The sequence below is a fragment of the Pseudomonas sp. HMSC066A08 genome, from assembly GCF_001813025.1.
GTDB classification, from domain to species: Bacteria; Pseudomonadota; Gammaproteobacteria; order Pseudomonadales; family Pseudomonadaceae; genus Pseudomonas; species Pseudomonas aeruginosa.
On sequence record NZ_KV811340.1, the window covers coordinates 1 to 25,370 of the forward strand.

Annotated in this window: 25 protein-coding genes and 1 pseudogene; 20 read left to right on the forward strand and 6 right to left on the reverse strand. The window is 65.8% G+C overall.

What is annotated here, in order from left to right; translation table 11 throughout:
• From HMPREF2886_RS23075 to HMPREF2886_RS23085, 3 genes are all read left to right on the forward strand, one after another.
• Positions 1–617: MBG domain-containing protein (locus HMPREF2886_RS23075; protein ID WP_083318606.1), on the forward strand; the 617-nt coding region annotated here is incomplete at its 5' end.
• 62 nt (positions 618–679) lie between these two features.
• Positions 680–2,386, forward strand: coding sequence for a two-partner secretion system transporter CdrB (cdrB, locus tag HMPREF2886_RS23080; RefSeq protein WP_070748452.1), 1,707 nt, complete (start codon positions 680–682; stop codon positions 2,384–2,386).
• 302 nt (positions 2,387–2,688) lie between these two features.
• Positions 2,689–3,009, forward strand: a complete 321-nt coding sequence (locus HMPREF2886_RS23085) for a hypothetical protein (protein WP_057387661.1) — start codon at positions 2,689–2,691, stop codon at positions 3,007–3,009.
• A 103-nt stretch (positions 3,010–3,112) separates the two neighbouring features.
• Here the strand turns inward: HMPREF2886_RS23085 and HMPREF2886_RS23090 are convergent, their stop codons facing one another.
• Positions 3,113–4,324 (reverse strand): MFS transporter, encoded by a 1,212-nt coding sequence (locus HMPREF2886_RS23090; RefSeq protein WP_070748454.1) that lies wholly within the window; start codon positions 4,322–4,324, stop codon positions 3,113–3,115.
• A 310-nt stretch (positions 4,325–4,634) separates the two neighbouring features.
• On the opposite strand from HMPREF2886_RS23090, the gene HMPREF2886_RS23095 reads away from it, so the two are divergent.
• The 5 genes from HMPREF2886_RS23095 to HMPREF2886_RS23115 are packed head-to-tail and all read left to right on the forward strand — an operon-like array spanning position 4,635 to position 10,798.
• Positions 4,635–7,466, forward strand: coding sequence for a xanthine dehydrogenase family protein molybdopterin-binding subunit (locus HMPREF2886_RS23095; RefSeq protein ID WP_070748456.1), 2,832 nt, complete (start codon positions 4,635–4,637; stop codon positions 7,464–7,466).
• The gene (locus HMPREF2886_RS23100; RefSeq protein WP_003094903.1) at positions 7,459–7,998 is read left to right on the forward strand and encodes a (2Fe-2S)-binding protein; all 540 of its coding nucleotides are present in this window, start codon (positions 7,459–7,461) and stop codon (positions 7,996–7,998) included. The genes HMPREF2886_RS23095 and HMPREF2886_RS23100 overlap by 8 nt, the downstream gene beginning before the upstream one ends.
• A gap of 2 nt (positions 7,999–8,000) precedes the next feature.
• Positions 8,001–9,248 (forward strand): cytochrome c, encoded by a 1,248-nt coding sequence (locus HMPREF2886_RS23105; RefSeq protein ID WP_033972966.1) that lies wholly within the window; start codon positions 8,001–8,003, stop codon positions 9,246–9,248.
• 3 nt (positions 9,249–9,251) lie between these two features.
• On the forward strand, positions 9,252–10,223 hold the full coding sequence (locus HMPREF2886_RS23110) for an XdhC family protein (RefSeq protein WP_033972965.1): 972 nt from the start codon (positions 9,252–9,254) through the stop codon (positions 10,221–10,223).
• Positions 10,223–10,798, forward strand: coding sequence for a nucleotidyltransferase family protein (locus HMPREF2886_RS23115; RefSeq protein ID WP_033972964.1), 576 nt, complete (start codon positions 10,223–10,225; stop codon positions 10,796–10,798). Before HMPREF2886_RS23110 ends, HMPREF2886_RS23115 begins: the two co-directional genes overlap by 1 nt.
• Here the strand turns inward: HMPREF2886_RS23115 and HMPREF2886_RS23120 are convergent, their stop codons facing one another.
• A complete protein-coding gene (locus tag HMPREF2886_RS23120; protein WP_033972963.1) occupies positions 10,799–11,923 on the reverse strand; it encodes a methyltransferase in 1,125 nt (374 codons plus the stop codon).
• 327 nt (positions 11,924–12,250) lie between these two features.
• On the opposite strand from HMPREF2886_RS23120, the gene HMPREF2886_RS23125 reads away from it, so the two are divergent.
• Positions 12,251–13,249, forward strand: coding sequence for a DctP family TRAP transporter solute-binding subunit (locus HMPREF2886_RS23125; protein ID WP_003094894.1), 999 nt, complete (start codon positions 12,251–12,253; stop codon positions 13,247–13,249).
• Positions 13,250–13,355: 106 nt separating this feature from the next.
• Entirely contained in the window at positions 13,356–14,132 is a 777-nt protein-coding gene (locus HMPREF2886_RS23130; RefSeq protein WP_003110878.1) for a ferredoxin--NADP reductase, read from the forward strand.
• Between the two features lie 104 nt (positions 14,133–14,236).
• Here the strand turns inward: HMPREF2886_RS23130 and mscL are convergent, their stop codons facing one another.
• On the reverse strand, positions 14,237–14,650 hold the full coding sequence (gene mscL, locus HMPREF2886_RS23135) for a large-conductance mechanosensitive channel protein MscL (protein ID WP_003104883.1): 414 nt from the start codon (positions 14,648–14,650) through the stop codon (positions 14,237–14,239).
• An 84-nt stretch (positions 14,651–14,734) separates the two neighbouring features.
• Between mscL and HMPREF2886_RS34745 the strand changes: the two genes are divergently transcribed.
• From HMPREF2886_RS34745 to HMPREF2886_RS23155, 4 genes are all read left to right on the forward strand, one after another.
• The gene (locus tag HMPREF2886_RS34745) at positions 14,735–15,070 is read left to right on the forward strand and encodes a hypothetical protein (RefSeq protein WP_177344462.1); all 336 of its coding nucleotides are present in this window, start codon (positions 14,735–14,737) and stop codon (positions 15,068–15,070) included.
• 106 nt (positions 15,071–15,176) lie between these two features.
• Entirely contained in the window at positions 15,177–16,718 is a 1,542-nt protein-coding gene (katB, locus tag HMPREF2886_RS23145; RefSeq protein ID WP_033972962.1) for a catalase KatB, read from the forward strand.
• A 53-nt stretch (positions 16,719–16,771) separates the two neighbouring features.
• Complete coding sequence (locus HMPREF2886_RS23150; protein WP_039028135.1) at positions 16,772–17,323, forward strand: ankyrin repeat domain-containing protein; 552 nt, start codon at positions 16,772–16,774, stop codon at positions 17,321–17,323.
• A gap of 74 nt (positions 17,324–17,397) precedes the next feature.
• Positions 17,398–17,652, forward strand: a complete 255-nt coding sequence (locus HMPREF2886_RS23155; protein WP_003104887.1) for an HP1242/YdcH family protein — start codon at positions 17,398–17,400, stop codon at positions 17,650–17,652.
• 61 nt (positions 17,653–17,713) lie between these two features.
• Here HMPREF2886_RS23155 and HMPREF2886_RS23160 read toward each other — a convergent pair whose 3' ends face one another.
• Positions 17,714–18,148 carry a CopD family protein gene (locus tag HMPREF2886_RS23160; RefSeq protein WP_003112796.1) on the reverse strand — a complete coding sequence of 145 codons (435 nt, stop codon included), beginning with the start codon at positions 18,146–18,148 and terminating at the stop codon, positions 17,714–17,716.
• 109 nt (positions 18,149–18,257) lie between these two features.
• Between HMPREF2886_RS23160 and radA the strand changes: the two genes are divergently transcribed.
• On the forward strand, positions 18,258–19,619 hold the full coding sequence (gene radA, locus HMPREF2886_RS23165) for a DNA repair protein RadA (protein ID WP_070748458.1): 1,362 nt from the start codon (positions 18,258–18,260) through the stop codon (positions 19,617–19,619).
• 6 nt (positions 19,620–19,625) lie between these two features.
• Here the strand turns inward: radA and mapZ are convergent, their stop codons facing one another.
• The gene (mapZ, locus tag HMPREF2886_RS23170) at positions 19,626–20,003 is read right to left on the reverse strand and encodes a cyclic di-GMP-binding protein MapZ (RefSeq protein ID WP_003094864.1); all 378 of its coding nucleotides are present in this window, start codon (positions 20,001–20,003) and stop codon (positions 19,626–19,628) included.
• 202 nt (positions 20,004–20,205) lie between these two features.
• Here mapZ and HMPREF2886_RS23175 point away from each other — a divergent pair, with 202 nt between their 5' ends.
• The 5 genes from HMPREF2886_RS23175 to HMPREF2886_RS23195 all read left to right on the forward strand — a co-directional run bounded on the left by HMPREF2886_RS23175 (position 20,206) and on the right by HMPREF2886_RS23195 (position 24,838).
• The gene (locus tag HMPREF2886_RS23175; protein ID WP_003094862.1) at positions 20,206–20,712 is read left to right on the forward strand and encodes a DUF3015 domain-containing protein; all 507 of its coding nucleotides are present in this window, start codon (positions 20,206–20,208) and stop codon (positions 20,710–20,712) included.
• 340 nt (positions 20,713–21,052) lie between these two features.
• Positions 21,053–23,119 (forward strand): carbon starvation CstA family protein, encoded by a 2,067-nt coding sequence (locus tag HMPREF2886_RS23180; RefSeq protein ID WP_003094859.1) that lies wholly within the window; start codon positions 21,053–21,055, stop codon positions 23,117–23,119.
• A 48-nt stretch (positions 23,120–23,167) separates the two neighbouring features.
• Positions 23,168–23,371, forward strand: a complete 204-nt coding sequence (locus tag HMPREF2886_RS23185) for a YbdD/YjiX family protein (RefSeq protein WP_003094856.1) — start codon at positions 23,168–23,170, stop codon at positions 23,369–23,371.
• A 59-nt stretch (positions 23,372–23,430) separates the two neighbouring features.
• On the forward strand, positions 23,431–24,435 hold the full coding sequence (yjiA, locus tag HMPREF2886_RS23190) for a GTPase (protein WP_070748460.1): 1,005 nt from the start codon (positions 23,431–23,433) through the stop codon (positions 24,433–24,435).
• A gap of 22 nt (positions 24,436–24,457) precedes the next feature.
• Positions 24,458–24,838: a hypothetical protein gene (locus tag HMPREF2886_RS23195; RefSeq protein WP_083318607.1), complete on the forward strand. Its 381-nt coding sequence runs from the start codon at positions 24,458–24,460 to the stop codon at positions 24,836–24,838.
• A gap of 77 nt (positions 24,839–24,915) precedes the next feature.
• On the opposite strand, the pseudogene glyA reads toward HMPREF2886_RS23195, so the two are convergent.
• Positions 24,916–25,370, reverse strand: a pseudogene (glyA, locus tag HMPREF2886_RS23200) (serine hydroxymethyltransferase); the annotation flags it as partial.

Consider the following 25,370-nt stretch of genomic DNA (forward strand, 5'->3'; position numbering starts at 1 on the left):
GCAATGACCTGACCATCACCAAGGCGCTGCTCAACGTATTCGCCGATGCCAAGAGTAAGCAGGTGGGCACCGCCGACCCGGCGCTGACCTATCAGGTTTCCGGCCTGAAGAATGGCGACAGCGCCGGTCAGGTGCTCGCCGGCGGGCTCGGTCGGGTGGGCGGCGAAGCCGTCGGCCAGTACGACATTCTCCAGGGTGGACTCGCCCTCACCAGCGGCAACTACCAGCTCAACTACCAGGGCAACCTGCTGAGCATCCTGCCGCTGCCGGTCACGCCGGGCGACCTGGGACAACTGGCAGCACTCTCCGATTTGCGCGAACTGCAGAAGGGGCGCGATCCGGATACCCCCGGGGATGCGGTCTACCGGACCACCACGCTGGAAAACCCGTTCCTCGAAAACCCGTTCCTGCGCGCCTACGCTCTGGGGATGGACGTCAGCGATCCTAACCTGCTGCCGGCTACCGCCGCGGGTCCGGCGGAGGACGCTAGCACCAAGCGGGTGGGGCAGTTCACCGATCGTCCGCTCAGGGCAGAGGCCGAGAGTGGGACGGGTTGCTCGAACCAGAGCTACCTGGCCGACTACTGGAGCTGCTTCAACAAGCCTCTGAATTTCTAACCCTTTTCGCAATGCGCACTATCGTCCCCGGGCGGTAGTGCGTCATCTGCCCGAGGTGAATGATGAAACCTTCGCAATGGACGCTTCGCTGGGTGACGCTCTGTGGCTGCGGGATGCTGGCAGCTTCCGCCGCCGCCGTGGAGTTGCCAGGGACTGTACAGCCATCCCAGCTCGATGAACGCTTCAAGCCACGCAGCGAGCCGCAGGCCAAGCCCGAGGCGCCGCCGGTGGTGCCCAAGCAGGTCGCGCCGCAAGGCAGCGAACAGATCCGCTTCGAATTGCGCGAGATACGCATCGAAGGCAACACCCGCTATGACAAGGCGGTGCTCGAGTCCTATTACCAGCATATGCTCGGCAAGCAGGTGTCCCTGGCCGAACTGGTCGACCTGGCCAACCGCCTCACCGCCAAGTACCGCCAGGACGGCTACCTGTTGACCCAGGTAGTGGTGCCGGAGCAGAGCATCGAGGGCGGCAAGGTACGCCTGCAGGTGATCGAGGGTTACCTCGAACACGTGCAGATCAAGGGAACCGTCGATGGGCCGCGGGTGCGGGTGGAGGAACTGCTCGCACCGCTGACCGAAAAGCGTCCGCTGGATGCCGATACCCTGGAGCGTGGCCTGTTGCTGGTCGGCGACCTGCCGGGGGTCAACGTGCAGAGCGTGCTCAGCCCGGGTCAGGCGCTGGGCTCGTCGAACCTCGACGTGGCCTTGCAGCAGCAGCGATACGAAGGCTTCGTCAGCCTCGACAACCGCGGCTCGCACTACACCGACCCGACCACCCTGGCCTTCGGCGCCACCGAGTTCTCCCGCCTGGGCTTCTACGAGCAGATCGACGTGCTCGGCGCGATCTCGCCGTTCAGCGATGCCACCCGCTACATCCAGTTGCGCGGCACGCTGCCGCTGGGCGGCATGTTCGCCGGCGATACCCTGCAGATCATGGGTTCCTATTCGAAGGTCAACCCGGACATCCCGGACTCGGTATTCCCCTTCGACAGCGTCAGCAAGAGCACCGAAGGCAGCATTTCCTACAACCATCCCTTCATCCGCTCGCGCTCGCAGAACCTGAGCGGCGGTCTGGCGTTGCAGTGGAAGGATACCGAGACCCGCCTGCGCGACTTCGCCAGCGACGCCTCGAACCCCGGTCGTGACCATGTGCGGGTGTTCCAGCAACGCCTGACCTATGACTGGGTCGACCGCTGGATGGGCATCAACCTGGCGGAGGTGCGCAACAACATCGGCCTGGACATGTGGGGCGCGACCAAGAAGGACGATGAACGTCGTTCCCGCGAAGTGGCCGACGGACGTTTCGTCTATCTCAACGGCAACATCGGGCGCCTGCAGGGGCTCGGCGGCCCCTGGTCGGTGTATGGCGAGTTGCAATGGCAGTACAGCTTCGACCCGTTGCTGCCGAGCGAGCGCTTCGGCGTCGGTGGCAGCGGGATCGGTCGCGGCTTCGCCCCGGGCAACATCACCGGTGACCGTGGCTTCGCCCTGAAGCTCGAACCGCGCTATGGCCAGGCGGTGGGCTACAGCTGGCTGCGCAGCTACCAGGCCTACGCTTTCTACGACTGGGGCAAGACCTACAACCTCGACGTGGACGATGACGAGCAGCAGAAGCTCGGCTCGATCGGTGCCGGGGTGCGCTTCAACCTCACCGACCAGTTGTCGTTCAACCCGGAGATTGCCCGCCAGGTCATCGGCGAGCCAGCCGACCAGCGCGATGGGAAGCGCGAGACGCGGGTCCTGTTCAACGTGGTGGCGCGCTTCTGAACCCTGCCAGCCTCCGTTCCGGAGGCTACTGACGGAGCCCCTCTCCGGTTCTGCGGAGAGGGAGGTCCGTGCTCAATTCCGAGTGTTTTTCTCAAACTTTCGATTTCTTCGATTTTTCATATCGATGCCGTCAATCCGTGCCAAGGCTGGTTGGAGAGGCGTATTCTTGCTGTAACTACTGTACTAGAGCGGTTATTCGCACTATTTCAAACGTCGATGAATACTATTGGCGCGCTTCGTTTTCCAATCGAGTTTCCCGAACAGAGAATGGCCCCACGTAACGAATACCTGGAGCCACTGCCATGAAACGCCCGCTGATCCTCGCCATCGCCCTTGCCACCCTGACCGCCAATGCCGCCTTTGCCGCACCGCGGGTCGAATCCATAGCCCTGCGCGGTGCCCAACAACTGATCGCCTCCGACGGTTCCGACCGTACCCTCGAACGCCTGCGCAAGACCCAGGCGCCGCGCGTCCAGGAAGAACGCCGGGTCGCCGAAAGCGGCAGCGAGCAGACCATCGATCGCTTGCACCGCGACATGACCAGCCGCGAGGCGCGCCTGGCCGAGAACGGTAGCGAACAGACCGTCGATCGCCTGCATCGGGAGATGCAGCGCCCCGCCTGATAGCGCGGATCACGCCGCAAGGTGCGAGAAAAGCCCGGCTCGATGCCGGGCTTTCTTATTGCCGAGAAGGAACGGTTTCCATGGCGACGGCGGAGGTAGGGGCTCAGTGCAGGCGGTCGCGCTGCGCGAGGCTGGGGAACAGTTTCATCCATGCTCCGGTGACGACCAGGGTGCCGATACCGCCGAGGACCACTGCCGGTACCGTGCCGAACCAGTGTGCGGTGAGCCCGGACTCGAACTCGCCGAGCTGGTTCGAGGCGCCGATGAACAGGCCGTTCACCGCGCTGACCCGGCCGCGCATCTCGTCGGGGGTCTCGAGCTGCACGAAGGCGCCGCGGATGACCATGCTGACCATGTCCGCGGCGCCGAGTACCACCAGCACGCCGAGGGACAGCCAGAACGATTTCGACAGGCCGAAGGCGATGGTTGCCAGGCCGAAGATGCCCACGGAGAGGAACATGATCCGCCCGACGTTGCGTTCGATGCTGAAGTGCGCCAGCCAGAACGACATCGCCAGGGCGCCCACCGCTGGAGCCGAGCGCAGCAGGCCGAGGCCCCAGGGTCCGGTGAGCAGGATGTCCTTGGCGAACACCGGGAGCAGGGCGGTGGCGCCGCCGAGGAGCACGGCGAACAGGTCGAGGGAGATCGCCCCGAAGATGTCCGGCCGGCTGCGGATGAAACGGATGCCGGCGAGCAGCGAGTCGAGGGTGGCCTTGCCCTGGGTGAGCGGCTGGTTGCGTACCGGCAGGCTGAGTGTCAGGGCGCAGGCGAGGACGTAGAGAGCCGCGGTCGGCACGTAGACCCAGGAGGCACCGAACGCATAGAGCAGGCCGCCGAGGGCCGGGGCGGCAATGGTCGCCGCCTGCATCGCCGAAGCCGAAGCGGCCACCGCGCGCGGGAACAGCCCGGCCGGTACCAGGTTCGGCAGCAGCGCCTGGGTGGTCGGCATTTCGAAGGCGCGGGCGGTACCGAGGGCGAAGGCGAGGACGAAGATCATGTTGCGGGTGATCTCTCCCGAAGCCGCGCCGAGCACCAGTGCCACCGCCACCAGGGCCTGGCCGACCTGACAGAGGGCGGCGATCCTGCGCCGGTCGTAGCGATCCGCAACATGCCCGGTGTGGAGCATGAACAGCACCCGCGGGAGGAATTCGACCAGGCCTACCAGACCCAGGTCGAGGACATTGCCGGTCAGTTCGTAGATGTGCCAGCCGATGGCCACGGTGAGCATCTGGAAGCCGCTGGCGGTGCAGACGCGGGCTAGCCAGAAGGCGAGGAAGGGGCGATGGCGGAGCAGGGAACTGGGTTGGCTGGACATGCTGGGGTCGGGCGTTTCGAGAGGAGGGCGGAGAGTAACATGCGGTTACCTCTTGGCTGTTGCCATTGCCGAAATCGAAGATTCAGAGAAGCGTACGAAAAGGTTGGAGCCGGCCTGGCAGGCGACCAAAGTCGAGTGTCCATGGGGCCTTCCAGCGGTAGACGGGACTTTTCCTCGGGTGCGACTTGTCGCTAAAATTAACTCCTGAGTCAGGTTTTTCCGCCTGCGTGCTCCATCTCGTCCGTTCGGACGAGCTGTTCAAGCCTGAATAACGACATGGGTGGGAACCGTACCACCCAGAGGAACTTGCATGTCCAACCGTGATATATCCCGGCGCGCCTTTCTCCAGGGCGGGTTGATCGCCGGCGTGGGTGTCACCCTGGCGCCGCTCGGCAGCCAGGCGTTCGCTGCCTTGTTCGAGAACCAGGTGACCGTTTCCGCCCAGCGCTGGATGGCGGGCAACGGCCAAGTCCGTTTCCGTAACGACGCCTTGTCCAAGGTCTGCGGCAACAAGGTGTTCGCCCGCGATATCCGCGCCAGGGACATGCCCGGCTGGCCGCAGCAGCAAGGCCACGCCATGTTGCTGAAGACCGTTCGCGCCGACCGCATCTACGAAGGCCACGACCTTTCCTGGCTGGGCGCCGAGTTGCAGCCGGACCGTATCGTCACCGCTGCCGACCTGGAGAAGGACGGCATCGTCTTCCCCGAGGCGCATTCGCCCGATCCGCTCCTGCCGCCGGGCAAGGTGCCGATGTTCATCGGCCATCCGGTGGCGATCCTGATCTGGAACGACTTCGAGCGCTTCCGCCGGGCCAAGCTCAAGCTCAAGTTCAACGACAAGGCGATCCGCTATGGCGCCCAGGCCCCGCTGTACCAGGGCGATCCCTACGGCAGCTATCGCTTCGTCCGGGTCGGCGGCAAGACGCCCTACGAGGACGACGAGTTCTCCAGCCTGAAGGACTCGATGCTGTTCCCCACCATCCTCAACCGCAAACCGGTCTGGACCCGCGAGCCGAAGCTGCACGGCGACCTCACCGAGCAGGGGCTGTTCCATGCCAAGCGCATGGCCGAGCAACTGGAAAACCCGCCGCAGGACTGGCTGGTCTTCGACGAGCGCTACAAGACCCCATCGATCGAGCCGGCGGCACTGGAGCCGGACAACGGCAACGGCTGGTACGACGCGGCGAGCAAGACCTTGCACTTCGTGGTCGCCACCCAGTGCCCGTTCGAAGTCGCCTACGAAAGCGTGCACATGATCAAGCCATCGCGCTTCGCCCTGGAGAAGCTCAACATCCATCCGGGCTATACCGTCGGCTACGGCTCCAAGGACAACAACATCTTCGTCTTCTATGCCGCGCTCGCCGCGCTGTATGGCGAGGGTGTGCCGGTGCGCCTGGCCAATGACCGCTACGAGCAGTTCCAGAGCGGCATCAAGCGCCACCCGTTCGACATCCGCTACCAACTGGCGGTAGACAGGAACGACCTCGGCTTCCGCATCTTCCGCGCCGACATGAGCGCCGACGGCGGCGGTCGCGCCAACTACAGTGCCTCGGTGGCGGCGGTGGGCGCCACCGCCGCGCAGTCGATCTACTACATGCCGCAGAACGACCTGGCGGTCACCGCCTATCATTCGCGCGGCGTGGAGGCCGGCTCGATGCGCGGCTACGGTACCCTGCAGACCATGGCCGCGACCGAGATGATGGTCGACGAGATCGCTGGCCGGCTGGGCGTCGACGCCATCGACCTGCGTCGTCGCAACGCCCTGCGCTCGGGCATGAAGAACACCCAGGGCGCGGTCCCGGCCGGTGCCCTGCGCCTGCACGAGATCCTCGACAAGGCCGCTGCCCACGAGGTCTGGAAGGACCGCGACGCGCGCAAGAAGCGCTTCGACGCGGAGGACCCGGACAATTGGTATGGGGTCGGCTTCGCCATTTGCCAGAAGGACTTCGGCACCGGCGCCGAGGCGCCGATGGCGAGCATCGAGTTCAGCGCCGACGGGCGCATCAGCCTGCGCCACATCGGCACCGAGATCGGTACCGGAATGTCCACCTCGCAGGCCTTCGTGGTCGGCGACTTCCTCGGCCGTCCGGCGGACGAGGTGAAGACCGCCGAGACCGAATGGCCCGAGCTGCGGCTCACCACCAAGGGCAATCCCTACCTGATGAGCCAGGCCGAGCAGGACGCCGCGCTACGCGATCCGCGCTGGGTCGGCAAGCTGGCCTCGCCGTCGTCGGCGACCAACTCGGCGTTCTATTTCAGCCACGCCACCCGCGAAGCCGCGCGCGTGCTGTTCAACCACGGCCTGTGGCCGGCGGCCCTGGAGCTGTGGCGCAGCGGTCCGTTCGGCGGCCAGGCCAATCCCTATGTGGTGCGCCGCGAAAACGCGGTATGGGTCGACGGCCAGTTGACCGGCAACGGCCTGGCGCCGATTCCCTTCGCCGAGCTGGCGAAGAAGGCCCACGAGATGGGGCTGGTCACCGGCGTCAGCGTCCACGGCTTCAACCGCTGGAGCTGGGCCGAGGCGGACTTCGTCATCGATGGCGTGCGCGAACGCCTGCCGCTCGACGCCATGGCGGTGAAGTACGGCGACGGCGCGCCGGGAGTGAAGAAGGCGATGATGAACAGCGCCGGCTTCCACCTGCTCGACCGGCAGAATCCGGCTTATCCGGCGACCCAGCTGAACAACGCGATGGTCACCTACTACAGCCCGGTGGCGACCCTGGTCGAGCTGAAGGTGAACAAGGGCAGCGGCGAGGTGCAGGTGCTCGACCACCATTCCTGGATCGAGTGCGGCCGGGTGCTGGTGCCGGAGCTGGTCAAGGGCCAGCTGGAGGGTGGCATCGCCATGGGTATCGGCCATGCCTTGCTGGAGGAAATGCCGCTCTACGAGGGCGGCCCCGCGGAAGGGGATTGGAACTTCAACCGCTACCGGTTGCCGCGGGCGAAGGACGTGGCGGTGTGGAGCCAGACGGTGGAGATCCTCCCGCCGCTGTCGCCGACCGATCCGGCCAAGGGCATCGCCGAGGTGGTGATGATCCCGGTGGTCGGCGCCATCGCCAACGCCGTGGCGCACGCCACCGGCAAGCGCGTCCGCGACCTGCCCATCACTCCCGCCCGCATCAAGGAGGCCCTCCATGGCTAACCGCAAGCTCCAGATGACCCTCAACGGTCAAGCCGTCGGTCCGGTGGAGGTCGCCGAAGACCTGCCGATGATCGACTACCTGCACGAATACCAGAACCTCACCGGCTCGCGCCTGGGCTGTGGTCAGGGCATCTGCCATGCCTGCGTGGTGATCGTCGACAATCCGGACGGCACCAGCGAGGAAGTGCGCACCTGCATCACCGGCGCGCACTACTTCGACGGCAAGAAGGTTCGCACCATCGAGGGCCATGCCCAGCGCGACGAGAACGGTGACATCCGCGAGCTGAACCCGATCCAGCAGAAGTTCGTCGACCAGTTCGCCTTCCAGTGCAGCTATTGCGCGCCGGGCTTCGTCAACGCCGCCACCGTGCTGGTGGAAAAAGCCCAGCGCCAGCCGATCAAACGCAGCGAGCTGGAGCAGGCGATCGAGGACAGCCTCGGCCATCACATCTGCCGTTGCACCGGCTACGTGCGCTACTACAGCGCCACCCGCGACGTACTCGACGAACTCGGCCTGGTCAAGGAGGCTTGAGGATGAAGCGGACCCTTTCCGGCCTCGCCCTGGCGCTGGCCGCGCTGTCGCCGTTCCTGGCCTCCGCCGCCGGCGCCGACGCGGCGCTGGTCAAGCGCGGCGAATACCTCGCCCGCGCCGCCGACTGCATGGCCTGCCATACCGCCGAGGGCGGCGCGCCGTTTGCCGGCGGGCTGCCGATCCAGTCGCCGTTCGGCACCATCTACGGCACCAACATCACCCCGGACAAGGAACACGGCATCGGCGCCTACAGCGCCGACGAGTTCTTCGCCGCTCTCACCGAGGGCAAGCGCAAGGACGGCGCCTACCTCTATCCGGCGATGCCCTACACCTCCTACCACCTGATCGAGCGCGAGGATGCCGACGCCATCTACGCCTACCTGATGGCCCAGGAGCCGATCGCCCGGCCGGCGCCGCAGACCAGCCTGAGCTTCCCGTTCAACGTGCGCATGGGCCTGGCCGGCTGGAACCTGCTCTACGGCAAGAGCGTGCGCTTGCAGCCGGAGGAAGGGCGCAGCGAGGCCTGGAAGCGCGGGCAGTACATGGTCGAGGTGCTCGGCCACTGCGGCGAGTGCCATACCCCGCGCAACCTGGCCGGCGCCCTGGAGCAGGACAAGCGCCTGAGCGGCGGCCTGCTCAACGGCTACCTGGCGCCCAGCCTGCTGCCCGGCGACCTTGCCGCGCGCGGTTGGACCCAGCCGGACCTGGCGAGCTTCCTCAAGCACGGCATGAGCGCCCAGGGCAGCATGTTCAACGAGATGTTCCCGGTGGTGCACCACAGCACCCAGCACCTCGACGACGGCGACCTGGCGGCCATGGCCAGCTACCTGCTCGGCGACCAGCCGCCGCCGGCCAAGGTGGTCCAGGCGCTGCCCGAGGCGCAGCTGAACGACAGCGGCAAGCGCGGTCGCCAGCAGTACCTCAACGTCTGCGCCGGCTGCCACGGCGGCGAAGGCGAGGGCAAGCCGCATATCGCGGTGGCGATGAACGGCAACACTACCCTGCGCCTGCAAGACCCGCGTAATCTGTTGCGAGTGATCGAAGACGGCATCGTCGAACAGCAGTTCACCGGCTTCGAACGCATGCAACCGATGCCCGGCTTCGCCGGGAAACTCGACGACGAGCAACTCACGGACCTGCTCAACTACCTGCGCCAGACCTGGGGCGGATTGCCCGGTGACCTCGGTCCCCAACAGGTCGCGCAATTGAAGACGGAGAGCGCTTCGGCGCATACCGTCAAGGTGAAGTGAATCGTGCAACACCTCGATCTACAGGTGGTCCGCAAGGCGCTGAAGTGGTCCGTGGGCGGCGAACGGGTGTGGTTCTGTACCGTGCTCACGACCTACGGCTCGGCGCCCCGCGCGCCCGGCTCGCTGCTGGCGGTGAACGCCAGCGGTGAATGGATCGGCTCGCTGTCCGGCGGCTGCGTCGAGGATGATTTCCTCGAGCGGGTCGCCGCCGGCGGTTTCCCCGATCCCTCGGTGATCGTGCGCTACGGCGAGGGTGACGACCCGAACTCGAACATCCGCCTGCCCTGCGGCGGCATTCTCGACGTACTGGTGGAAAACCTGGCGCCGGACTGCGACGTCCAGGCCCATCTGCGCGAGCTGGAGTCGGCGTTGCTCGGCCAGCGCCGCCTGCTCCGCGAGGTCGAGCTGGGTAGCGGCGCGCGCAGCCTGCGCGACGACTCCAGCCATGGTCCCCGGGTGGAGCGCGACGGCGAGTGCGTGCGCTTGCGCGTCGGCGCCGCCCAGCGCCTGCTGCTGGCCGGCTATTCCAGCGTCGCCCATGCCTGCGCCGAGTTCGGCAAGGGCATGGGCTTCGAGGTGATCCTCTGCGACCCGCGCGAAGAAGCCTTGCGCGGCGTGGTGCTGGAGGGCATCGAGATCCGTCGCGAGCTGCCCTCGCTGTTCATCGCCGACGGCGGTTGCCACGCCGATACGGCGGTGGTGGCCTTGACCCACGATCCGAAGATCGACGACCTGGCGATGCTCGAGGCGGTGCGTACCGAAGCCTTCTATATCGGCGTGATGGGATCGCGGGCGACCTCGGAGAAACGCTTCGAGCGCCTGCGGCGCATCGGCGGCCTGGGCGATGCCGAACTGGCGCGGATCCACGCGCCGATCGGCCTCAACCTGGGCAGCAAGACGCCGGCGGAAATCGCCCTGGCGGTGCTGGCGGACATTCTCCGCATCCGCAACGGCATTCCGCGCGAGCGGCTCTGATGGTCGCTGCCGACGAGGTGCTGTGCCTGGTCCTGGCGGCCGGGCAGGGGCGCCGCTTCGGCAGCGACAAGCGCCTGGCGCGCCTGGCTGATGGCAGGACCCTGCTGGCGGCCAGCGTGGCGCGGGCGCGCGAGGCGTTCGCCGAGGTACGGGTGGTGGTGCGTGCCGGAGACACCCCGGCGAGTCTGGGCCTGCCGGCGCAGCAGCGGCTTGTCCACAGCCTCGATGCATCGTTGGGCATGGGCCACAGCCTGGCCGCCGGCGTCGCGGCGGCGAGGAACAGCCCGGCCCGGGCCATCGCCGTCCTGCTCGGTGACATGCCCTGGATCGCCGCCGATACCCTCGAGCGTCTGGCCGCGATGGCCACTCCCGAAGCCATCGTGTTTCCCCTGTACGACGGCCAGCGCGGCCATCCGGTGCTGTTCGGCCGCGCTTTCTGGGACGCGCTTGCGCAACTGGACGGCGACCAGGGTGCGCGCCGCGTGTTGCAGGCCCATCGTCCGGCCTGGTGCGAGGTGCCGTGCGACGATCCGGGCGTACTCCGCGACGTGGACACCCCGGCGGCGCTCGACTGACTATTTTCCCGCTTTCAGGATCACGAACTTCGGATTCGCCGCGACCTGCTCGACCCCGCGGAACAGCCGCTTGAGCTTGGCGTGGTAGCCCAGGTGGCGGTTGCCGACGATCCACAGTTCGCCGCCCGCCGCCAGGGCATCGCGAGCCTGGAGAAACATGCGCCAGGCGAGGAAGTCGCCGACCACCTGCTGCTGGTGGAACGGCGGGTTGCACAGGACCAGCTCCAGCGAGCCCGCCGCCTGGCCGGCCAGGCCATCGTCGGCGCGGAACGTCGCCGGCCGCTCGCCCAGCGCCGCTCGCCAGTTTTCCCGTGCCGACTGTACGGCCATGTACGATTCATCCACCAGGGTCAGGTCGGCCTGCGGGTTGAGCAGCGCGTAGGCGATGCCGAGCACCCCGTTGCCGCAGCCCAGGTCGGCGGCGCGTAGCGCGCCGAGGCTGCGCGGCAGGTGCGGGAGGAAGGCGCGGGTGCCGATGTCGAGACCTTCTCGGCAGAATACGTTGGCGTGGTTGAGCAGCGTCAGCGGCGGCTGCTCCAGGCGATAGCGGGTCGGATAGGGCGAGCGCGGCTGCGGGCGCTCCGTTGCCTCGGCGATCAGCAGGCGGGCCTTCTTCACCGCCAGCGAAGCGTGCATCGGGCCGATGTAGCGTTCCAGCAGGTCGCCGGCGGCGCGCGGCAAGTGCTTGACCATCCCCGCGGCGACGACCTGCGCGCCCGGTGCCAGTTGGCCGTGCAGGCGGATCAGTTGCTCCTCCAGCAACGCGAGGGTCTTCGGCACCTTGACCAGCACGTGATCGAAGGGCCCCACGGCGGTTTCGCTGGCCGGGACGAAGCGCACCGAGCCCAGGTCGAGGCCGTTGCGCGCGAGGTTCTTGCGCAGGGCAAGGAAGCCCAGGTGCGAATCGCCGCTGCTGGTGACCTGAACGTGCGGCGCCAGGCTCGCGGCGAGGGCGCCGAAGGCGTCGTTGAGGACCAGCACCCGGCATTGCGCCGTCACGCCCCGTTCGTGCAACTGGTTGAGCAGGTATTCGTCGGCGGCGTCGAACGCCTGGAGGGGCTCGCCGTCCTGCTCGGGCTGGCGGACCAGGTCGAGCTGGGCGAAGGGTGTGGCGAATAGAGGCATCGGCTTCCCGGCGGGGCGAATCCCGCTCGTCAATTAACAATCTGTCGAAACTGAGAGCTGGTTGGAGTTCTCCAGCTTGTGCGGCACACGGATATGCCGAAAAATTCTTTACCCGGCTCTGGTTAGTCGTTTCCTTACCGACGAGTCATCCAGCCGGGCACGCCAATAATAACCGGGCTAGGGCTTCGATAGCGCCTGTCATGACCCGGTAGCGCCTGGACGGGCGCCTTCGCCACTTCGAGCGGCGACCGTCACCCAACCCGTTTTCCGAACGAGACCCGTGCGAGCCGTCGCGGGGCTCGTCGTTGCCATCGCACAGGTACATCGATGTTCAAGCCGTTTGTCGGTGTGGCGCTCGCCGCACTGTTCGCCGTTTCCGCCGTCGCCCATGCCGAGGACGCCGGCCCGATCGTGATCAAGTTCTCCCATGTGGTCTCCGACGACACGCCCAAGGGCAAGGGGGCGCTGTTGTTCAAGAAGCTTGCCGAGGAGCGTCTGCCGGGCAAGGTCAAGGTCGAGGTCTACCCCAACTCGACGCTGTTCGGCGACGCCGACGAGATCGAGGCCCTGCGCGCCAACAAGGTGCAGATGCTGGCCACCTCGCTGTCCAAGTTCGAGCCCTATACCAAGCAACTCCAGGTGTTCGACCTGCCGTTCCTGTTCGATGACCTGGAGGCCCTGAAGCGTTTCCAGAAGCGCGACAAGAGCCGCGAACTGCTGCGCTCCATGGCCAAGCACGGTATCTATGGCCTGGCCTACTGGAACAACGGCATGAAGCAGCTTTCCGCCACTCGCGAACTGCACCGGCCGGACGATGCCAAGGGCCTGGTCTTCCGTATCCAGCCGTCGTCGGTGCTGGAAGCGCAGTTCGCCATGCTCGGCGCCACCGCCAAGCAGTTGTCCTACGCCGAGACCCTCAAGGCCATGCAGGCCGGCAGCGTGCAGGGCACCGAAAACACCTGGTCGAACCTCGCCGGACAGAAGATCGACAGCGTGCAGCCGTACATCACCGAGACCAATCATGGTGCGCTCAGCTACATGCTGATCACCAGCTCGGCGTTCTGGACCAGCATCCCTTACCAGACCCGCACCGAACTGGAGAGCATCGTCGACGAGGTCACCCTGGTGGTGAACAAGGAAGCCGAAGCGCTCAACCAGAAGGAGCGCGAGCACCTGCTGGCCGCCGGCAAGAGCCGCCTGGTCAGCCTCAGCGCGGAAGAGCACGAGGCCTGGCGCAACGCCATGAAGCCGCTGTGGAAGAACTACGAGGCGCAGATCGGTAGTGACGTGTTGCGCGCGGCCCAGGTGGTCAACCGCAAGCGCTGACCGGCCGCTGGCTATTCCCCTCAGCGGGGATAGCCACAAGCCTTGCGGGTGTTTCTGCCGGGTGCTTTGCGGGACACTAGGGGAGTATCGGTATCCGGAGCGGACCATGACCGCCAGCGAAGAGAAATTCACCCGCCAGACGCTGCTCGACGTGCAGCCTCTGACTCCCAACCTGTTCACCCTGCGTACCAGCCGCGACGCGGGATTCCGGTTCCGAGCCGGGCAATTCGCCCGGCTCGGCGTGTACAAGCCCAGCGGCAGTATCGTCTGGCGCGCCTACTCGATGGTTTCGGCGCCTCATGACGAATTCCTCGACTTCTTTTCCATCGTCGTCCCGGACGGCGAGTTCACCAGCGAACTCAGCCGCCTGCGCGAGGGCGACCAGTTGCTGGTCGATCGCCAGGCCTTCGGCTTCCTCACCCTCGACCGCTTCGTGGATGGTCGTGACCTTTGGCTGCTGGCCACCGGTACCGGTGTGGCGCCGTTCGTCTCGATCCTGCAGGACTTCGAGGTCTGGGAGCGCTTCGAAAGCATCAAGCTGGTCTACAGCGTGCGCGAGAGCAAGGAGCTGGCCTACCGCGAGCTGATCGCCGGCCTCGCCGAGCGCGAATACCTGGCCGAGCATGCCCACAAGCTTCAATTCATCCCGGTGGTGACCCGCGAGCAGGTACCCGGTTGCCTGAACGGACGTATCACCACGCTGATCGAGAACGGCGATCTGGAGCGTGCCGCCGATCTGGAACTGACCCCGGAGCATTCGCGGGTGATGCTCTGCGGCAACCCGCAGATGATCGAGGACACCCGCGCCGTGCTGAAGGCCCGCGGCATGAACCTCAGTCTGACCCGGCGTCCGGGACAGGTGGCGGTGGAGAACTACTGGTAGGTGCGTGCCCGCGGAGTAGCGGCGGATAACACTGCCGCCCGGCGTGTTGTCCGGAAATGAAAAAGGGCCCGTTCGGGCCCTTTTTCATTGTTCCGCCGATGCGATCACGACTTGTTCTGCTGGGCTTTCAGCAGATCGCGGATCTCGGTCAGCAGGGTTTCCTCGGCACTCGGCACTGGCGGTTCGGACGGCGCGACGGCTTCTTCGCGCTTGAGGCGGTTGATCGCCTTGACCCCCATGAAGATGGCGAAGGCCACGATGACGAAGTCGAGTACGGTCTGAATGAACTTGCCATAGGCCAGCACCACCGCCGGCACGTCGCCTTCGGCGGCCTTCAACGTTATCGCCAGGTCGGAGAAGTCGACTCCGCCGATCAGCAGTCCGATCGGCGGCATGATCACATCGCCCACGAAGGACGAGACGATCTTGCCGAAGGCTGCGCCGATGATGATACCGACAGCCATATCCACGACATTGCCCTTGACGGCAAAGGCTTTGAATTCACTCAGAAGACCCATGGGTTCACTCCCTGTATTTCGCTAATAGGTAAAGGCAGTCTAATTCAGCCTTCGGCAAGTTGCTCAGGCTGGAAGACTGGTGTTTTGGTTCCCCCCGGCAACGCGAAAATTCGCAAGGCATACGTTTGCGTCGGGTCTTGTGGGGAGAAACGAAGTTTAGAGGAAAAACATTACACTCATGTCGATTTTCAGGAATTCGCCAAGAAAGAAGACAAAGCAACTTCGGCAACTTGGAATTGCGCCATGCAGATGCCGGAAGTTGAAGTTGGAGTGGCGAGGTTCTCCGACCTAACTTCGCAGGCAAATAACGAAGGTGAACTCGTTTACCGGCGGGCGGACTGGGAGTGCCTGGTGCACCAGCGCGGCGCTCTTCGGCTGGCGTTTTTTTTATTTCTTTTTGCGATTCATGGGGCGCATTGATATTCCTAATCGGCGTGGTGAGGTTTTTCAATTTAGCGTCGCCGGCGGCACTCCTTACCTTGGTCGGGCGCAACAAGACGCCTGACAAGCCATTAGGAGCTCTTCCATGACCCCTTCCCTGAACGCCTTCCGTCCCGGCCGCCTGCTGGTGGCGGCAAGCCTGACCGCCAGCCTCCTGTCGCTGTCCGTGCAGGCCGCGACCCTGACCCGTGACAACGGTGCGCCAGTGGGCGATAACCAGAACTCGCAGACCGCCGGGCCCAACGGTTCGGTGCTGCTGCAGGACGTGCAACTGCTGCAGAAACTGCAACGTTTCGACCGCGAGCGTATTCCCGAACGCGTGGTGCATGCCCGCGGCACCGGCGCCCATGGCGAGTTCGTCGCCAGCGCCGATATCAGCGACCTGAGCATGGCCAAGGTCTTCCGCAAGGGCGAGAGGACCCCGGTATTCGTGCGCTTCTCCGCGGTGGTGCACGGCAACCACTCCCCGGAAACCCTGCGCGATCCGCGCGGTTTCGCCACCAAGTTCTATACCGCCGACGGCAATTGGGACCTGGTGGGCAACAACTTCCCGACCTTCTTCATCCGCGATGCGATCAAATTCCCGGACATGGTCCATGCCTTCAAGCCGGACCCGCGCAGCAACCTCGACGACGACTCGCGACGCTTCGATTTCTTCTCCCACGTGCCGGAAGCGACCCGCACCCTGACCCTGCTGTATTCCAACGAGGGCACCCCGGCCAGCTACCGGGAAATGGACGGCAACAGCGTGCATGCCTACAAGCTGGTCAACGCCAGGGGCGAAGTGCACTACGTGAAATTCCACTGGAAGAGCCTGCAGGGCCAGAAGAACCTCGATCCGAAACAGGTGGCGGAAGTCCAGGGCCGCGACTACAGCCACATGACCAATGACCTGGTGAACGCGATCCGGAAGGGCGACTTCCCGAAATGGGACCTGTACATCCAGGTGCTCAAGCCCGAGGACCTGGCGAAATTCGACTTCGATCCGCTGGACGCGACCAAGATCTGGCCGGGCATTCCCGAGCGCAAGATCGGCCAGATGGTGCTGAACCGCAACGTCGACAACTTCTTCCAGGAAACCGAACAGGTCGCCATGGCGCCGTCGAACCTGGTGCCGGGCATCGAGCCCTCCGAGGATCGTCTGCTCCAGGGGCGGCTGTTCGCCTACGCCGACACCCAGATGTACCGGGTCGGCGCCAACGGCCTGGGCCTGCCGGTCAACCGCCCGCGCAGCGAGGTCAATACCGTCAACCAGGACGGCGCGCTGAACGCCGGACACAGTACCAGCGGGGTGAACTACCAGCCGAGCCGGCTCGATCCGCGCGAGGAGCAGGCCAGCGCCCGCTACGTGCGGACCCCGCTGAGTGGCACCACCCAGCAGGCGAAGATCCAGCGCGAGCAGAACTTCAAGCAGACCGGCGAGCTGTTCCGCTCCTACGGCAAGAAGGACCAGGCCGACCTGATCGCCAGTCTCGGCGGGGCGTTGGCGATCACCGACGACGAGAGCAAGTACATCATGCTTTCCTACTTCTACAAGGCTGACAGCGACTACGGCACGGGCCTGGCCAAGGTGGCCGGGGCCGATCTGCAACGCGTTCGGCAACTGGCGGCGAAGCTCCAGGATTGATCGCAACCGGGGCGGCCATCCAGGCCGCCCTTCCTTTATCGGTTTGGCGGGAGATGACGACGATGCGAGGTTGGATCCTGGCAGGCTTGCTGCTCGCGGCGTTGGTCGCGCAGGCTGGCGAGATGCATGCGGTCGAGGTCGAAGCGCGGTTGCGCGACTACTTCTTCGATGCCGCCCGACGCGGCGACCAGGCCATGCTCAAGGAATTCGTCGAGGCCGGCTTCGACCTCGATGTGCAGGATGCCAAGGGCTATACCGCGCTGATCCTGGCCGCCTACCACGGCCATGGCGGAGCGGTGGAGCAATTGCTGGAGGCCGGTGCCGACCCCTGCGTCCAGGATGCGCGCGGCAACACCGCCTTGATGGGCGCCATCTTCAAGGGCGAGGTCCGCATCGCCCGGCGCCTGATCGGCGCGCAATGCAGCCCCGACCAGCGCAACGGCGCAGGGCAGACCGCGGCCATGTATGCGGCGCTGTTCAAGCGCGAGGAACTGCTCCAGGCGCTGTCGGCGCGCGGTGCCGACCTTGGCGCCCGCGATGCGCTGGGCAACAGCGTGGAAAGCCTGCGACGCGGCGAACTGAACGGCACTGCGGCGGCGAAGTGATCGGGGGCAATGTTCGGAGGAGGCCTGCTGGGCTAGTCTGGAGGTGTCGTATACAACGTCAGAGGAGGTCCGTCATGCCGCTCGAGCAACATCCGCTTTCCCGGGAGTTTCCGGATTTTCATGCCGAACTGAAGCAACTTCATGGCAACGACGCCCACTTCACTCGCCTGGCGGCGGACTATGAGAGCCTCGACAAGCGCATCTACGAGGTCGAGGGCGGTCGCGAACCCCTCGACGACCTGGCGCTGCAGGGGTTGAAGCAGCAGCGGGTGCAACTCAAGGACGAAATCGCCGAGAGGCTGAGGAAGGCCAACGGAAAAGGCCATTGATTCATTCACGACAACGGTATGAAAAAGGGCGCCTCCGGCGCCCTTTTTCATGTGGGCATGCTCAGAAGGCGCCGCCGAAACGGAAACTCTGTCCGACCGCGACGAAACCCAGGCCCACCAGGGTGATCGCGGCGATGTGCCAGCCCAGCTTCGGCAGGCTCTCGGCGTCCAGGTTCGGGATCAGGCGCAGGCGCGCATGCACGCCCAGGGCGGCGGTCGCCGCCAGGAGCAGCAGCTTGAGCTGCAGGGCACGGGCCACCGGCGTGGCGCCGAACCAGTGGTCGAACGGCAGCCACAGGCTGGCCAGCCACAGGCCGCTGACCACCTGCAGCAGCAGGGCGGGGATGCCGATCCGTTCGTAGACCTGCTCGAAGGCGCGGATCGCCTGGGGATCACGGCGGCGCAGGGCGCCGGGGAGGATGCCGAGGGCCAGGACCAGGTGGCCGCCGACCCAGATCGCGGCGCCCAGCAGGTGCAGGAACAGCAGTGTGCGCATGGAAGTCTCCTTGTCCGGCCATCAGTGTCGCGCGAAGCGCGGTCGATCGAGGCTGATCGGAATCAAGCCAGCGGCTATCATCTGCGCTTTGCCCGCGAGAGGAGTTCCCATGGCCAAGGCCAAGCGCATGTACGGCTGCACCGAGTGTGGCGCGACCTTCCCGAAATGGGCCGGCCAGTGCGCGGACTGCGGGGCCTGGAACACCCTGGTGGAGACCGTCGTCGAGGCCGCGCCGAGCGGCTCCGGGCGCGGCGGCTGGGCCGGCCAGCAGGCCAACCTGAAGACCCTGGCAGAGGTCAGCGTCGAGGAGATGCCGCGCTTCACGACCGGTTCCACCGAACTGGACCGGGTTCTCGGCGGCGGCCTGGTGGATGGTTCGGTGGTGCTGATCGGCGGCGATCCCGGCATCGGCAAGTCGACCATTCTCCTGCAGACCCTTTGCAACCTGGCCAGCCGCGTTCCGGCGCTGTACGTCACCGGCGAGGAATCCCAGCAGCAGGTGGCGATGCGCGCGCGGCGCCTGTCGTTGCCGGAAGACAAGCTCAAGGTGATGACCGAGACCAGCATCGAGACCATCATCGCCACCGCGCGCCAGGAGCAGCCGCGGGTGATGGTGATCGACTCGATCCAGACCATCTTCACCGAGCAGTTGCAATCGGCGCCGGGCGGCGTCGCCCAGGTCCGCGAGAGCGCCGCGATGCTGGTGCGCTATGCCAAGCAGAGCGGCACGGCGATCTTCCTGGTCGGCCACGTGACCAAGGAAGGCGCCCTGGCCGGCCCGCGGGTGCTCGAACACATGGTCGACACCGTACTGTATTTCGAGGGCGAGTCAGACGGCCGCCTGCGCCTGCTGCGGGCGGTGAAGAACCGCTTCGGCGCGGTCAACGAACTGGGAGTGTTCGGCATGACCGACAAAGGCCTGAAGGAAGTGAGCAACCCTTCGGCGATCTTCCTCACGCGGGCCCAGGAAGCGGTGCCCGGCAGCGTGGTGATGGCCACCTGGGAAGGCTCGCGGCCGATGCTGGTGGAGGTCCAGGCGCTGGTCGACACCAGTCACCTGGCGAATCCGCGGCGGGTGACCCTGGGCCTCGACCAGAACCGCCTGGCGATGCTGCTGGCGGTGCTGCACCGGCACGGCGGTATCCCGACCTACGACCAGGACGTGTTCCTCAACGTGGTGGGTGGGGTCAAGGTGCTGGAAACCGCCTCCGACCTGGCGTTGATGGCGGCGGTGATGTCCAGCCTGCGCAACCGCCCGCTGCCGCACGACCTGCTGGTGTTCGGCGAGGTCGGGCTGTCCGGCGAGGTGCGTCCGGTGCCGAGCGGCCAGGAGCGCCTGAAGGAAGCCGACAAGCATGGTTTCAAGCGTGCCATCGTCCCCCTCGGCAACGCGCCGAAGGAGGCGCCGGCGGGATTGCAGGTGATCGCCGTGACGCGCCTCGAGCAGGCCCTGGACGCCCTCTTCGAATGATCCGCCTCAGTCGTCGTGGGCGCTGACCAGCAGGGCCAGCTCGCGCTCGAGGAGTTCCTCGTCGCCCAGGTTCAGTTCCACCAGGCGGCGCAGGTGGCTGATGGAGTCGAGGTCGATGTGCTGGCATTCGAAGCCGAGCAGGCCGTCGCGAGCCCAGGCCAGGCTGATCTCCATGCGGATCAGTACATCCAGGCCCAGGTACAGGCGGGCCTCGAAGGGCCGTTGCGGGTCGCCGTTCCAGTCCTGCGGCTGGCCGACCAGGATGCCGTGCAGGGAGACGTCGTGGAGCAAGACCTCCCAGCGCCGTTCGCCCTGGAGGATCTCGCTGTCGGCGTCGAAGGCGATCCGGTGGAAACGTCGACGTTCGTCGTGCTGGTCACTCATGTCGCGATCCCTCGGTGCGCGCTGCTGGATACCACTATAGCCAAGCCATGCCGGCGGGGAAGTGGCGGAATTCGATCGGCGGTGCCGTCCGTCCCCGCCTGTGCGGCTGGATCGGCGGCATGTGTCCGAGTTTGACAGTTCGTCAAGTCTCGCCAAAGCTGCTAAAGCGTTTTTCTCCAAAATACAACTGCGGAGCGCAGACATGGACAAGCGACTTTTGAGCAAGGGGTTGGTTCTGGGGCTGCTGAGCCTGGGCAGCATGACGGCACACGCCGATGCGGCAGGCGGTAATGGCTGTGGTTGGGGCAACATGGTGTTCGAGGGGCAGCGCGGCCTGTTCCCGCACCTGCTGGCCACCACCACCAACGGTACTTCGGGCAACGCTACCTTCGGCATGACCTCCGGGACCAACGGTTGCAACACCAATGCACGCCTGGGCTACGGCGGCCGCTCGATCTTCGCCATGAACGGGATGCTCGACAACATCGCCGAGGACATGGCCAAGGGCCAGGGCGAAGCGCTCGACGCCTATGCCGTGCTGCTCGGCGTGGAAGCCAAGGACCGGGCGCACTTCGCCCAGGTCACCCAGCAGCACTTCGGCGAGATCTTCGCGAGCAAGGATGCGACGGGCGAACAGGTCCTGAGCAACACCCTGGCGGTGATGAGTCGCGACGGCACCCTGGCGCGCTACGCCAAGCAACCGGCCTGAGAGCTCAGGCCCAGGAGGAAAGAGCCCGCTACGGCGGGCTTTTTCGTGTGCGTGTCCTGTCCGCCGGAGGTTGCCGCCTTCGTTGCCACGGCCGACGAACGGCTTGGGCATGCGGAGTTTTTCCAGGGGCTTTCCTACGGAGAGGGCAAGGCCGCGCCGAAGCGTTTTCGCCTGGCCGGCCCTTGTCGGCCATGGACTTTTCCGGCGGATTCCTGCGACATTGCGCCTACCGCCATCGTGCGGTAACCGCTCTAGACTAAGGTCGTATGACCCCTGGTCGGTTCGCGGCTAGAATTTTCGCTGCAGAACTGCGCCCTCCATCTGTCGGAAGCCAAACACTATGAACAATAACAATAGCCTGCTACGTCACCTCGCCTGGCTGGTGGTGGCGATCGTGGGCGCCGCGGCCCTGGGCGTCGTCGCCCTGCGTCGTGGCGAAGCGATCAACGCCTTGTGGATCGTGGTGGCGGCGGTGGCCATCTACCTGGTCGCCTACCGTTACTACAGCCTGTTCATCGCCAGCAAGGTGATGCAACTGGACCCCAACCGCGCCACTCCCGCGGTACTCAACAACGATGGCCTGGACTACGTCCCGACCAACAAGCACATCCTCTTCGGCCACCACTTCGCCGCCATCGCCGGCGCCGGTCCGCTGGTCGGTCCGGTCCTTGCCGCGCAGATGGGCTACCTGCCCGGCACCCTCTGGCTGATCGCCGGCGTAGTCCTCGCCGGCGCGGTGCAGGACTTCATGGTCCTGTTCATCTCCAGCCGTCGCAACGGCCGCTCGCTGGGCGAGCTGGTGCGCGAGGAAATGGGCCAGGTGGCCGGGACCATCGCGCTGTTCGGCGCCTTCCTGATCATGATCATCATCCTCGCGGTGCTCGCGCTGATCGTGGTGAAGGCTCTGGCCGACAGCCCCTGGGGCATGTTCACCGTCCTCGCGACCATTCCCATCGCGCTGTTCATGGGTGTCTACATGCGCTTCATCCGCCCCGGCCGGATCGGCGAGATCTCGATCATCGGGGTGTTCCTCCTGCTCGGTTCGATCTGGCTCGGCGGGCAGGTCGCGGCCAGTCCGGAATGGGCGCCGCATTTCACCTTCAGTGGAATCCAGATCACCTGGATGCTGATCGGCTACGGCGCCGTCGCCTCGGTACTGCCGGTGTGGCTGCTGCTGGCGCCGCGCGACTACCTGTCGACCTTCCTCAAGATAGGCACCATCATCGGCCTGGCGATCGGCATCCTGATCGTCATGCCGGAACTGAAGATGCCGGCCCTGACCCAGTTCACCGACGGCACCGGCCCGGTCTGGAAAGGCAGCCTGTTCCCGTTCCTGTTCATTACCATCGCCTGCGGCGCGGTGTCCGGCTTCCACGCGCTGATCTCCTCGGGAACCACGCCGAAGCTGCTCAACCGCGAGCCCGACGCCCGCTACATCGGCTACGGCGGCATGCTGATGGAGTCCTTCGTAGCGATCATGGCGATGGTCGCCGCCTCGGTGATCGAGCCGGGCATCTACTTCGCCATGAACAGCCCGCCGGCGGTGGTCGGCGCCGACGTCAACGCGGTGGCCGCGACCGTCAGCAGTTGGGGCTTCGCCATCACGCCGGAGCAACTCACCCAGACTGCCCAGGATATCGGCGAGACCACCATCCTGGCCCGTGCCGGCGGCGCGCCGACCCTGGCGGTGGGGATCGCGCACATCCTCCACCAGGTGCTGCCGGGTGAGAACACCATGGCCTTCTGGTACCACTTCGCGATCCTCTTCGAGGCCTTGTTCATCCTCACCGCGGTGGACGCCGGCACCCGTGCCGGGCGCTTCATGCTGCAGGACCTGCTGGGCAACTTCGTGCCGGCGCTGAAGAAGACCGAGTCGTGGACCGCCAACATCATCGGCACCGGCGGCTGCGTGGCGCTGTGGGGCTGGCTGCTGTACCAGGGCGTGGTCGACCCGCTGGGCGGGATCAATACCCTGTGGCCGCTGTTCGGCATTTCCAACCAGATGCTCGCCGGCATCGCGCTGATGCTCGCCACCGTGGTCCTGATCAAGATGAAGCGCCAGCAGTATGTCTGGGTCACCATCCTGCCGGCGGCCTGGTTGCTGATCTGCACCACCACCGCGGGCCTGATCAAGATCTTCGACAGCAACCCGGCGGTCGGCTTCGTCGCTCTTGGCGAGAAGTACGCCACCGCGCTGGATGCCGGCCAGGTGCTGGCGCCGGCCAAGGATATCGGCCAGATGCAGCACGTGGTGCTGAACGCCTACATCAACGCCGGTCTGACCGTGCTGTTCCTGCTGGTGGTGTTCAGCGTACTGTTCTACGCCATCAAGGTCGGCATCGCGGCCTGGGGCAAGAGCGAGCGGACCGACAAGGAAACCCCGTTCGAGCCCATCCCCGACGCATGACCGGCCGCGCTCCCCGGTTCGCCGGGGAGCCTTGACGAGGAACTCGCCATGTTCAACGACCTCAGCCGCATGGGCAAATACCTGGGCCAGGCCGCCCGGATGCTGGTCGGCATGCCCGACTACGACACCTATGTCGAGCACATGCGCAACAAGCACCCGGACAAGCCGGTGATGACCTACGAGGAGTTCTTCCGCGAGCGCCAGGAGGCGCGCTACGGTGGCGGCAAGGGTCGGCCGATCCGCTGCTGCTGAATCCCCATCCTTCCGCGGGCCACGTCTGACGTGGCCCGCGTCTTTTCTGGAAGTTGCGCATGTCCGAAGTAGCCAACGACAAACACGCCCCGATCCCCGTCACCGTGCTCACCGGTTTCCTCGGCGCCGGCAAGACCACCCTGCTCAAGTACCTGCTGCAGGCCGAGCACGGCATGAAGATCGCGGTGATCGAGAACGAGTACAGCGAGACACCGATCGACGGCCAGTTGCTCGGCGTCGAGCCGGTGCAGGTGATGACGCTGTCCAACGGCTGTGTCTGCTGCTCGATCAACACCGACCTGGAAAAGGCCCTGTTCCTCCTGCTGGAGCGCCGCGACAACGGCGAGATCGACTTCGACCGCCTGGTGATCGAGTGCACCGGCCTGGCCGATCCGGCGCCGGTGGCGCAGACCTTCTTCGCCGACGAGGAACTCTGCCAGCGCTACGTGCTGGACGGCATCATCACCCTGGTGGACGCCGCCAACGCCGAGCGTCACCTGCAGGAAACCATCGCCCAGGCCCAGGTCGGCTTTGCCGACCGCATCCTGGTGAGCAAGACCGACCTGGTCGACGCCGCCACCTTCGAGGCCCTGGGCCAGCGCCTGCAACGGATCAACCGGCGGGCGCTGGTGCATGTGGTCGAGCACGGCCGCATCGACCTGGCGCACCTGCTCGACGTACGTGGCTTCAACCTCAACGCCGACCTCGGTCCGGGCATCGGCCTGCGCTCGCTGCGAGCGGTGGCGGCCAAGGACAGCCGCGATCGCATCGGCACCCTGGTACTGCGCAGCGACACGCCGCTCGATCTCGAAAGGCTGAGCGAGTTCATGGACGACCTGTTGCAGTGGCATGGCAATTCCCTGCTGCGCTACAAGGGCGTGCTGAACATCGCCGACGAGCCGCGTCGCCTGGTGTTCCAGGGCGTGCTGCGACTCTACGGCTTCGACTGGGATAGCGAGTGGCGGGACGACGAGGCGCGCGAGAGCGTGATCGTGTTCATCGGCGACAACCTGCCGGAGGACAGTATCCGCGAGGGCTTCGAACGCATCGTCGAAGGCCGCTGAGGCGCATCGACGTCAAAGGAGCGTGGAAATGGACAGGGAGGCATTGATCGGCGCCTGGCGGGACTGTATCCGTGGCGCGGACAAATCCTGGGTGCTGTTCGCCCAGGGCACTTGCGTGATCCTCATGCAGCCGGAGCCGGACCTCGCGGCCCAGGCGCGGGCATTGCTGGCCGAGTGGGGAGCGGTACAGGTCGGCACGCCGGCGGGCGACTTCGGCGTGATCACCCTGGACAACGGCCGCGGCTGGGTGGTGACCGGGCATCACCCGGACATCCTTACCTTCGTCCCTCGCGAGGAACTGGAGGAGGACGCCGGCGAACTGCTCGTCGGCATGCACGGCCGCTCCCGGCGGGGCGAGGATGCCGAGGCCTTGGCGGTGATCCATGTCGAGGACCGGCGATAACGCTACCCGGCGCCTCCTCTCTCGGAGGAAATGAAAAAGCCCGGCATTTGCCGGGCTCTTTCGTCTTGCCTTGTCGCTTAGTTGCCGTAGACCGGGAACTTGGCGCAGATCGCCTTGACCTTCTCGCGTACGCCGTCGACCACGGACTCGTCGCCCATGTTCTCGAGGATGTCGCAGATCCAGCCGGCCAGCTCGCGGCATTCGGCTTCCTTGAAGCCGCGGGTGGTCACGGCCGGGGTACCGATGCGCAGGCCGGAGGTGACGAACGGCGAGCGCGGGTCGTTCGGGACCGAGTTCTTGTTCACGGTGATGAACGCGCGGCCGAGGGCGGCGTCGGCGTCTTTGCCGGTGATGTCCTGCTTGATCAGGGAGAGCAGGAACAGGTGGTTCTGGGTGCCGCCGGAAACCACGTCGAAACCGCGGTCGAGGAAGACCTGGGCCATGCTCTGGGCGTTCTTCAGGACCTGCTGCTGGTAGGTCTTGAACTCCGGCTGCAGGGCTTCCTTGAAGCACACCGCCTTGGCCGCGATCA